Genomic DNA, 11,532 nt, shown 5'->3' with positions numbered 1-11,532 from the left:
GATATGATAGAAATTCCTGAAAGAGTAAAAGAAATAATTAAAGATTTTACTGAAGAAGAAAAACAATTAGTTTTTTCAAAAGAAAGCGAAGAAGAAATGTTTGCAGAGGTTGCAAAAATTGCAGAAAAATATTGGAATAAAACTAAATGTGTTCATTTAATTAAATAGAAGGGGCTGTTGAAAAGTGAATAATTTTTAGCTTTTCAATGTTATGCTCAAAAAAATAGAAGGGATTAATCTAAAAATTAGATGATTCCTTCTATTTAATTACATTTTAAGCATAACAAAAATAAGGGTATTACTTTTTTAAACATCTATGCTAATTCTTTTATTTTATGCAATATCTCACCCTTTTTATTATTCTTTATTTTATTCATATAAGTCTTAAAGTTATATCCCATCATTATGAAAGTAAGTTCTCTATTAACAGATTTTTTACCTTTAACCTTTAATTTTCTAACTTTCATATTTTCCTTTATTACTGCAAATGCACCCTCTACTTGAATTGAACGATTTAACCTTAATTTTTTTCCTAATTTAGAATCTATATTTTCTCTAGACCTTTTACTATATTCTCTAAATTTAAAGTTAAATTTAACTAACTTATCTGTTTCAGGATTTCTAAATATTTTGTAATTTATACCTTTAATTTTTTTGTCTTCTATATACTCAAATATTAATCCATCTTTTCTACTCAACTCATTTTTTTCTTCGTAATATACTAAATTATCTATTCTATTTAAATCATTTTTAAAAGTTCTACTTTTAGATTGTTCATAATTTTGTGGTTTAATATATGAATTTAAATTATTTTTCTCTAAATATTCATAATTTACAAGACTTTCATATCCTGCATCTGCAACTATATTATTTAATTCATACCCCTTATCAATTAACAAATCTAAAAATGGTATTAAAGTATTTATATCTGTAGGATTAGAAAAGACTTTAAATCCAATAATTAATTCACTACATACACCAATTTGTAAATTGTATCCAGGTTTTAATTGACCATTATTCATATAGTCGTCTTTCATTCTCATAAATGTAGCATCATTATCTGTTTTAGAATAACTATTTCTATCTCCCATTATATTAAGATGTTTTTCATATTCTTCATTTTTTTCAAAGAAAGATAAAGATCTTTCTAGAAGCTTTTGTTCAAATGATTTTCTTTTACCTTTTCCTTTAACCATTTCGATATTTTTTGATAATAGATAATTTATTATTTCTTCTAAATTAATTAAATTCATATCATAATATGAATTAAATTCACTGATAAGTTCTTTTATTTTTACATTATTTTTTTCTCTATTTTTAATAATTGTTTTTTTCCATACAAAAGTATATCTATTAGCATATGCTTCTAGTTTAGTTCCATCAATATATATACTTTTTGTGTTAATGTTTTGTTTTTCTAATATTCTTCTATTAAACTGAATAAATATATCATCTAAAACATTTTCACATTTTTTCATAAATTTAGAGATAGTTGTGTAATCTGGTGCAGGTGCACTATCAAGTAGATATTTAAATTTAATATTTTCTTTACAATATGTTTCTATTTCTATAAGTGATGTAATTTTTCTTGAATAAGCATAAATTACTACTGCTAGAAGTCTAATAGGATTAATCTTTCTTTTGTATTGGAACAGCTTTTTAAATTCAGTTAAATCTAATCCCTCCAATATATTTATTAATTCCAATACAGGATCTCCATTTTCTATTTGGTAGTAGAAAGCATTAAAAAGTTTCATTTGCTTTATTTCAGAAAAAGTTGTATAATTAGTTGTATAATTAGTAGAAGATTTCATAAGTATATTATACCATAAAACCTACATTTTTACTAGGTTTTACGTGGTTTAATATACTTTTTTTTGTAAGAAAAAAGAGGTAAATTTTATATGATAACTCACATATTTTTACCTCTTTTTATTAATCAGGACTTTTCAACAGCCAATTTTACATTAAAATTTATTGACAAAAAAGTGGGGGGGTGTATAATAAAAAAATAAAAAAAATATAAAAATGGAGTTGAATTATGAAAAAAAGATATTTATATGCAATAATTGCATTTTTATCAGTTACAAGTTATTCAGATACTATTTATCAGACAATAAACAATATATCTGGGACAAATAATTATGGTAATGGGACTGAAAATTTTATATTAGGTCTTGATTAAAAAGCTGATGGAAGTAGAAAAATAGAATTAGGAAATATTATTGAAGATGGTACTAGTATGGCAATTGCGATAGGGGCAACTAATAGATTAAAAGCAGGAGATCAAGGTAATGTAGACATGGCTGCTATTGGATACAAAAATGTTGTAGGGAATAGATGGGCAGTTGCAACAGGAGCTTGGAACCATGCTTTAGGATATTATTCAACAGCTGTTGGAATAGAGTCAAATTCAGTAGGGAGTGAATCAGCTGCAGTTGGTAGATATGCAGGAAGTAAGGGGAAAAATTCGGCAGCTTTTGGTAATAGGGTTATAGCAAGAGCCGAAAATTCAACTGCTTTTGGAGTGAATACAGAATCTATAGGATTAAATTCAGTTGCTTTTGGTAATAAAGTAATAGCTAAAGAAGATAGTTCTACAGTTTTTGGATTTAATTCACATGCAAATTCAAAAGGCTCTATTGCAATTGGAAACAATATTACAAATATTGGTGAAAATTCTGTGTCTGTTGGATATCAGGCAAATACTAATGGTAAAAATTCAATTTCAGTAGGGCACTTATCTTTAGCAAATGGAGAAAGCACTACAGTTTTTGGGAATAACTCAACTTCAACTGGAATTAGATCTATTGCTTTAGGAAGTTCAGTAAATTCAATAGGGTCTGAATCAGTTGCTTTAGGATCAGGAGTTACTTCTAGAGGAAATAAAACTGTAGCAATAGGAGCTAGCCAAACACAAGCCATTGGAGCAAGTTCAGTTGCTATAGGGGATTATGCTTGGACAGGTCCAACAGGAGAAAGAGGAATTGCTATTGGGTCTAGAGCTTTTGGATATCTTGCAGATTCAATAACTATAGGTAGTAATTCAGAAACAAATGCATTAAATGCAATAGCTATAGGAAAATCAGCACAAGCAAGAAATGAGAATGCAATAGCTTTAGGTGCTAATTCAGTTACAAGTGAACCTACACCATTTTCTAATGCAAATATTGATGGAGGTAAAGGGGAAGTAACATATGGAACATTTGCTGGAAATACACCAACTTCGGTTGTTTCTATAGGAAATGGAAATGATAAACGTCAATTAAAAAATGTTGCAGCAGGAGAGATAAGTAGCTCATCAACAGATGCAATAAATGGATCACAACTATTTTTTGTAGCAGAAAAAGTTTCATTACTTCATGAAAATCCTATAATTTTTGAAGGTAATACAGGTAAAACAGACAAGAAAAAATTGAGTGAAGAACTTAATTTTGAAATAAAAGGTGAAAATGGAATAACAACTAGTGCAGCTGGAAATAAGGTTACAATAAATGTAGAAAAAGGTAATGTAGTTAGTAATACTTTAGAAGTAACTAATGGAGAAGGTAGAGTAATAGGAACAGATGATTTAACTATAGAATTAAAAGATGGCACAATTACAAAAGATAAGTTATCTAAAGATTTAAGTGATGAATTAGATGGTAAATTAAATGCTTCAGATTTAGTAAAAGGAAATTTAACTGGTAATGGAATTACAGTAACAGGAAATGGTAAATTACTAGATTCTAATTTAGAATTAAGTATAACAGATGGAGCAATAACAAAAGATAAATTATCAAATGATTTAAAAAATGAAATAGATAATAAGCTATCAGATGAAAACATAACTAATGAATACTTAACAAACAAATTAGAAAAGGGAAATGTTGTAAGTAATACTTTAACTGTGACTAATGGAAATGGAAGAATACTTGGAACAGAAGATTTAAGCATAGAGTTAAAAGATGGAGCAATAACAAAAGATAAATTATCAGATGATTTGAAAAATGAATTAGATGGTAAATTAAGTTCTTCTGATTTAATAAAAGGAAACTTAAATGGAACTGGAATAACAGTAACAGGAAATGGTAAAGTTCTTGACGGAGATTTAAATATTTCTATAGATAAATCAGGTAAAGTAGAAGCTGGAGATAACAATCTTGTCACAGGAGATACAGTTTTTAATGCAATAAATAAAGCTGATGATAAAATAAAACAAGCAGTTGAAAAGGCTACTTCTGCAGCTAGTGGAGTAGCAAGTGCAGTAGCAATGGCAAACTTACCACAAGTAAGTAACATAGCAGGACATAGACATAATATTGCAGGAGCATATGGATACTATAACGGAGAACATGCATTTGCATTAGGATTATCAGGATTAAATGAAACAGGAAACTTAGTATATAAGGCAAGTGGATCATTAAATACTAAAGGACATGTTGCACTTGGAGCAGGACTTGGATATCAATTTGACAAATTAGAATCAAGAAAAAAAGATATGTTAACATTACAAAGAAATGGAAATATTAACTTACTTGATGAAAAAGTTTATGAACTTGAAAATAGAGTTGAAAACTTAGAAAATAAAATATTAGAGCTTGAAAAAATGTTACAAGAAGTACTGAAAAAATAAAAATATAGAAATGCTAGAAAAGTATTGCTTAACTAGCATTTCTTTTTGTATTAGAAAATAAAAATTATACTAAGCCAAAGTTTGATTATAAAATTAAATTTGCAAGTTCAAACAATAATTATGAAGGTAGTGTAATAAGACTTTGAAATATATATAACCTTCATACTATATTTAATATAGAATGATTAAAATGTTGATTTTATGATATTTTATAATGTATAATGTTATTAAGAGAAAGTAATAAACATTTTAATGAAAGAGTAAAATTATGGAAATATTATGTCTAATTATTAGGATGTTGAAAATTCAAAAAAATATGGTAAAAATTAATTTCTGTCTCCTAAACTAGATAAATGTTTAAGTTTTAATAGTAAGAACCATAAATGATTATAGATTATAATTAAATTAACAGATGAAAGGAATATATTCATGAAAAATAAAATACTAAAAGATAAATATTCAATGACTTTAGAAGAAAATATATTTGTAGTTAAAAGAAATTTAGTTGATTATTTATGGAAGTCTGCAAATCTTGAAGGTATTGCTGTTACATTCCCTCAAACTGAAATTATTTATGAAGGTATGTCAGTAAGTGGACTTAGAATAAAAGATATAAATAGTATTACGAATTTAAAACATGCTTGGCAATTTATATTAGATAATATAGATATTCCTTTAGATTTTAAATTTATATCTCAAGTAAATAAAATTGTTGGAGAATATAATGTTGTTCCTTATGCTGGAGATATTAGAAAATCTGATGTAACAATGGGTGGAACAAGTTGGAAGCCAGAAATACCAATTAAAGAAGTGATTGAACATAATTTAATTGAATTTGAAAAAATAGAAAATGTTACTGATAGAGCATTAACAATAATGTTGTATTTGATGAGAACACAAATTTTTTATGATGGTAATAAAAGAACATCTATGTTGATTGCAAATTTAATTCTAATACAAAATGGGAGAGGGGTTATTTCAATACCCATTGAACATCAAGAAATATTTAGAGAATTATTAATTAAATTCTATGAAACAAATAATATGGATGAAATAAAAAAATTTTTATATCAAAATTGTATAGATGGTATTAATTTTAAATAAAATATTTCCAAATAAATTAATATTGAAAGATAGTTAAGATATTAATCAACTTATAAACTCATGAAAAATCTAAATTTAAAAGGAACTATTACCAATTTTATTAGGAATAGTTCCTTAAATCTATAAAATGAATTTTTAAAAAAATGTTCTCAGTTTATGGGTATATGTCTTAAAATCACACCCTCTATATTGTCGTGCTTTAAAAAACAGATATAATATCTTGAGTCGTTTATAAATTAAATATCAAATATCATAAGAATCTTGAAATAAAAGCAAATTTGAAGAATTTACAGACTTATTTCAATATTCTCAAATTATCTTGATTATTTGTTATTTTTATTATACGTACTTGAAATAATATCATTTGCGTTTATTTCCTATATATTTAATGCTTTTAGTATTCTTGCTGGATAAGATGATAAAAACATTTCTCCCCTTTGTTACATATCTTCTAAATATTCTTTGTATATTTTCTATATTTGGTTTTTGTTTTGGACTTGCTGTATCACAGTAAAGTATTTTGCAGCTTTGTGAATATAAATTATACATACTTTTTGTTATTTCTTTAAATTTTAAAAACTCATTCCACTAATCATATAACATTATATCAAATAACTTTCTAAACATTTTATATAAAATTTTTATAACACTTTGTGCTTTCCTATTTTCTATTTTAAAAACAAATAAAAATTGTTTTGAAGTTATTACCATAGTTAGTAAAAAAGATGAATAATTAGGACATTTACAACCTTCTACTAAATCTATGTATGTTATTGTTTCATTTGGATTTTTTTTAACATATTCTAAAAAATTACTATATTATTTTACTTTTATTATCTAGACCAATCATAAATAGTTTCGCCATATTTTTTGTATAAATTTACTAATATATGAGATATTGGTTGACCTTTACTTATATATTTTTCAACTAATTTAAGAAATTTATCTCTTTTTGGTTTACTTTTTTTGTTATTCCTTTATAAATACATTTCATTTGCCTTAATAGAATCATAAACAACAAAATCATAGTTAAAATTATTCTTATGAAATCTAGGACACTTATTACAAACTACGGGTTGTTTTTTAATATGTCACAATTATGTTCATCAATTGTTGAAATATGTCCATATGGTAATATAGAGTTTAATTTTAGGACCCTTCTATTTTTAATTTCTCTTAGTATTGTGTGAAAGGAAACTCCTATTAATTTTGAAACATATTTTATTGATTTAACTTCTCTTAAATATACTTAAATATTAATTTTATCATTAATTTTTAACTGCATTTTCATTTTTGCTTGACATTTTGTGCATTTCATTCTAAACATTGACTTTTTTACCATTTGTAATTTCTATTTATCATTAACTTTTAGTTTTTTTTAAATTTGACAAAATCCGGGGGGGTGTATAATACTACTAAGGTAAATATATTATGAAAAGGAGGAAATGTATGGTAGATTTTAATAAATAAAAATATCATACAAAATTTTATGAAAATAAATGAATTAAAGAGATGGCTTAAAAGAAAAGTAAGTATAGATTCTAAAACAATAATAGTATTTCTAATAACAGGATTATTAGCTTTAGGTGGTACAATATCATATTCTGCTTTTGAGGGTGGTACTCAAAAAGAATATAATACAGATCCTGCAAATAAACCTACGGAAACTATATTAATTGATGCAGGGTATAATATACCTACTGGAAAAACAAAATTGAATAAATCTTTGATTATAGGTGGATATTATGAATCAGCAGGTTCTACAACAGCAAGGCAGTATAATACTATAATAGGAAATACAGCTAAGGTATATGATGTTTCACATAGTTTATCTCTTGGTGGGGATATCTATGGTAAACCAGGAGAGAATTACCAGAGAAGTAATATAGCTATAGGTAATTTTACAACAGTTGGTGATGGTGTAAAATCTATAAATCAATCAATAGCTATAGGTGCTGGAGATAATCCTCGTCCAAGAAATTTATTAAATGAATCTTGGGAAGCTGTAAAGAAAAAAAACATATATGGTGCATGGGCTAAAGGGGACCAAAGTATTGCCCTTGGTGGAAATACTGTTGCATATGGTGATACATCAATTGCAATAGGTGGAGATGATATTAATAAAGCAATAGAAAAAACAGTTACTTATACAGACGTAGATGGGAATGTAGTTGAGGGGGCTACTTTAAAGGATGCTTTTAAGAATTTTACAGGAATTGAATTAACTCCAGGATATAAATTTACTGGATACACACCAACAACTGCAAATACAATGGCAATATCTATAGGAACTCAAGCACAAGCAGAAGATTTAGGTATTGCAATAGGATTAAGAGCAAGAGCTGAAAAAATAAATACAATGGCAATTGGATCAGGGGCCACAGCCAATCTAGACAATTCAGTTGCTATTGGACCAGGTTCTTCTACAGATAGACCTGGGAGAAAACAGGAAACTTATGAATACAATGGAGTTACATATAATTGGGCTGGAGGAGAAAAAATTGTTTCAGGTGATATAGTTTCTTTTGGAAAAATTGGGTATGAAAGACAACTGAAAAATGTTGCGGCAGGTGAAGTTAGCGAAACTTCAACAGATGCTATTAATGGTTCACAGTTAAATGAAGTTATAAAAAAATTAAGTAATACTACATTAACTTATTTTCATACAAATAATAATGATCCAAATCAGGCTGTTGGCAATCCAGTAACTAATAATGGTACTATAGATTCTAAAGCAGGAGCATTAGGAAATAATTCAATTACTGCTGGATATTATGCAAATACAAGTGAAGATGCTCTTAGAGCAATTGCTATTGGAGAAAAATCATTTTCTGGAGGTATAGCTTCGGTATCACTTGGAGCTAATGCTCGTTCTGAAGGATTAAGTTCTATTGCATTAGGAGCAACAGCTAATTCAACAGGAGATGAATCAACAGCACTAGGAAGTGGAGCAAATTCAATTGGAAATAATTCAACAGCATTAGGTAACTCATCTGTTGCAACAATAGACTCATCAGTTTCTTTAGGATCATATTCTTCTACAGATGCTGCAGTAGCAACAAATGAAGCAATAGTAGGACCACTAACATACAATGGTTTTGCAGGAAATAATCCACATTCAATTGTTTCTATAGGTAATAAAAATGAAGGAATTACTAGACAATTACAAAATGTAGCAGCAGGTCAAATTAGTAAAACTAGTACAGATGCAATAAATGGATCACAACTTTATGCAACTAACAATGCTTTAGGTAATTTAACAACTGCTACTAAGACAATTTTAGGTGGAAATGCAACTATAACACCAAGTGGAGATAATGCTGGTGAAATTACAATGACTAATATTGGAGATACTGGTAAAGATAACATACATGATGCAATAAAAGCAACTAAATTTGAAATAACAGCAAACGAAGGAGAAGAGGCAAATTCTACTACAGGAAATGTAACATTAACATCTAAAGAAGGAAAAGATGGTAATACAATTTATGATATTAAACTTGCAGATAAAGTAACACTAGGTAGTGGAGATAAAGCAGTTACAGTAGATGGAACAACAGGAACAATAGGGGGATTAAGTAATAAGACATTTAATCCAACTAATATAACTAGTGGACAAGCAGCAACAGAAGATCAATTAAAATCTTTACATGATAGTATAAATACTAACATAAGTAATTATGGATTTAATGTAACATCAGGAAAAGAAGGAAGTGGAACTACATCAGGGACAGTATCAGTAAGTAAGGTATCTAAAGACGAAACAGTAACATTAAAAGCTGGGGATAATTTAGATATAAAACAAGATGGTAAAAACTTTACATATTCATTATCAAAAGATATAACAGGAATAAATAGTATAGAGTTAAAGGGAGAAACAGGAAAAGATGGAGTAACAATAAAAGGGCCAGATGGACAAGATGGTTTAGATGGTAAGCTAGGTATTTCTGGAAAAGATGGAAAAGATGCAGTATCACTATCAGGAAAAGATGGAGTAGGAACAATAGGATTAAAAGGTGCAGATGGAAAATCAGCAGATATACAAGTATCAAATGGGAAAGATGGATTAGATGGTTTAAATCCAAATGGTAAGACAAGAATAGTATATGAACCAAAAGATTCAGAAGGGAATCCAATATTAGATAAAGATGGAGCACCAGTAAAAGAAGAAGTAGCGACACTAAATGACGGATTAAAATTTGCAGGAGATAATGGAGATAGTGAAGACAATATCATTAAGAAAGCATTAAATGAGAAATTAGAAATAGTTGGAGGAGCAGATAAGGATAAATTATCAGACAACAACATAGGGGTAAATGCAAAAGATGGTAAGTTAGAAGTTAAGTTATCAAAAGAGTTAAAAGATTTAACAAGTGCAGAGTTTAAAGATGCTGATGGAAATACTACAGTAATTAATCCTACAGGTATAACATTAACACCATCAGAGGCAGGAAAAAATCCAGTAACATTATCAAATACAGGATTAGATAATGGAGGAAATCAAATAACTAATGTTGCATCAGGAGGAAATGTAGAAACAAATGCTGCAAATATAGGAGATGTTAAGAAACTTTCAACTAAGATAACAGCAAACGAAGGAGAAGAGGCAAATTCTACTACAGGAAATGTAACATTAACATCTAAAGAAGGAAAAGATGGTAATACAATTTATGATATTAAACTTGCAGATAAAGTAACACTAGGTAGTGGAGATAAAGCAGTTACAGTAGATGGAACAACAGGAACAATAGGGGGATTAAGTAATAAGACATTTAATCCAACTAATATAACTAGTGGACAAGCAGCAACAGAAGATCAATTAAAATCTTTACATGATAGTATAAATACTAATGTAAGTAATTTAGGGAATAATACCATCAAATTAGGTGGAGATACTGGAGAAACAGATGAACAAAGCTTAAATAAAGATGGAGGAATACAATTTAATATTAAGGGTTCTGAGTTAGTGAAGACTACAGCTGAAGGAACAGACATTACAATAGATTTATCAGATAAAGTAAAAGATGAACTTGGAAAAGGAGTTGCAGCAAATTCAGGAGTAGCAAGTGCAGTAGCAATGGCAAACTTACCACAAGTAAGTAACATAGCAGGACATAGACATAATATTGCAGGAGCATATGGATACTATAACGGAGAACATGCATTTGCATTAGGATTATCAGGATTAAATGAAACAGGAAACTTAGTATATAAGGCAAGTGGATCATTAAATACTAAAGGACATGTTGCACTTGGAGCAGGACTTGGATATCAATTTGACAAATTAGAATCAAGAAGAAAAGATATGTTAACATTACAAAGAAATGGAAATATAAATTTACTTGATGAAAAAGTTTATGAATTGGATAATGAAGTTAAAGAATTAAAAGAAAAAAATAAATCTCTTGAAGATAGAGTATCTGAACTAGAGAGATTAATGAAAGAATTTATTAAGAAATAGTTTATAAATGTACCAATAAAAGTTTAAACATAAAATATTTAAACTTTGAGGTACATTTTTTTGTTCTTCTATAGGAAATTAGAAACTTAATAAACTGTATAGAATCGTATATAATTTTAAATTCTATAGAAAAATCAAAAGAAGAAATGAAAAAATAATATTTTTTAGTAACAGAAAAATACCTATTAAATAATAGGCTATATTAACTATATATTTTATGATATGGTCGGCCAAAAGGACTTGAAACAAAAATCTCATGAATTTTAAGTTTAACATCACAATTAGGACACATAAAAGGATCAAACTCCCAAATACTTTTAAAATTTTTTCTAAATAAAGAAGTAACTTTAGT

The 11,532-nt window shown here is 27.6% G+C and carries 6 protein-coding genes; 5 read left to right on the top strand and 1 reads right to left on the bottom strand.

Features of this window, described 5'->3' with window-relative positions:
* Positions 1 to 3 precede the first annotated feature (3 nt).
* The gene (locus AYC60_RS08530) at positions 4 to 168 is read left to right on the top strand and encodes a hypothetical protein (RefSeq protein WP_156447633.1); all 165 of its coding nucleotides are present in this window, start codon (positions 4 to 6) and stop codon (positions 166 to 168) included.
* Between the two features lie 146 nt (positions 169 to 314).
* Here AYC60_RS08530 and AYC60_RS01660 read toward each other — a convergent pair whose 3' ends face one another.
* Positions 315 to 1,814: an IS1182 family transposase gene (locus AYC60_RS01660; RefSeq protein ID WP_067320516.1), complete on the bottom strand. Its 1,500-nt coding sequence runs from the start codon at positions 1,812 to 1,814 to the stop codon at positions 315 to 317.
* A gap of 227 nt (positions 1,815 to 2,041) precedes the next feature.
* On the opposite strand from AYC60_RS01660, the gene AYC60_RS08525 reads away from it, so the two are divergent.
* The 4 genes from AYC60_RS08525 (at position 2,042) to AYC60_RS01645 (ending at position 11,180) form a co-directional block, all read left to right on the top strand.
* Positions 2,042 to 2,185, top strand: a complete 144-nt coding sequence (locus tag AYC60_RS08525) for a hypothetical protein (protein ID WP_156447632.1) — start codon at positions 2,042 to 2,044, stop codon at positions 2,183 to 2,185.
* 57 nt (positions 2,186 to 2,242) lie between these two features.
* Positions 2,243 to 4,615, top strand: a complete 2,373-nt coding sequence (locus AYC60_RS01655) for a YadA-like family protein (protein WP_067320515.1) — start codon at positions 2,243 to 2,245, stop codon at positions 4,613 to 4,615.
* Between the two features lie 429 nt (positions 4,616 to 5,044).
* Positions 5,045 to 5,719 carry a Fic family protein gene (locus AYC60_RS01650; protein ID WP_067320512.1) on the top strand — a complete coding sequence of 225 codons (675 nt, stop codon included), beginning with the start codon at positions 5,045 to 5,047 and terminating at the stop codon, positions 5,717 to 5,719.
* Positions 5,720 to 7,208: 1,489 nt separating this feature from the next.
* Positions 7,209 to 11,180 (top strand): YadA-like family protein, encoded by a 3,972-nt coding sequence (locus AYC60_RS01645; protein WP_067320509.1) that lies wholly within the window; start codon positions 7,209 to 7,211, stop codon positions 11,178 to 11,180.
* Positions 11,181 to 11,532: the final 352 nt, after the last annotated feature.

The sequence above is a fragment of the Streptobacillus felis genome (genome assembly GCF_001559775.1).
Lineage (GTDB): Bacteria > Fusobacteriota > Fusobacteriia > Fusobacteriales > Leptotrichiaceae > Streptobacillus > Streptobacillus felis.
This window is presented reverse-complemented; position numbering and strand designations above follow the sequence as displayed.

Bases quoted from the DNA above. Each gene is read 5' to 3' on its own strand.
- AYC60_RS08530 (WP_156447633.1), top strand. From the start codon at position 4: ATGATAGAAATTCCTGAAAGAGTAAAAGAAATAATTAAAGATTTTACT.
- AYC60_RS01660 (WP_067320516.1), bottom strand. From the start codon at position 1,814: ATGAAATCTTCTACTAATTATACAACTAATTATACAACTTTTTCTGAA.
- AYC60_RS08525 (WP_156447632.1), top strand. From the start codon at position 2,042: ATGAAAAAAAGATATTTATATGCAATAATTGCATTTTTATCAGTTACA.
- AYC60_RS01655 (WP_067320515.1), top strand. From the start codon at position 2,243: ATGGCAATTGCGATAGGGGCAACTAATAGATTAAAAGCAGGAGATCAA.
- AYC60_RS01650 (WP_067320512.1), top strand. From the start codon at position 5,045: ATGAAAAATAAAATACTAAAAGATAAATATTCAATGACTTTAGAAGAA.
- AYC60_RS01645 (WP_067320509.1), top strand. From the start codon at position 7,209: ATGAAAATAAATGAATTAAAGAGATGGCTTAAAAGAAAAGTAAGTATA.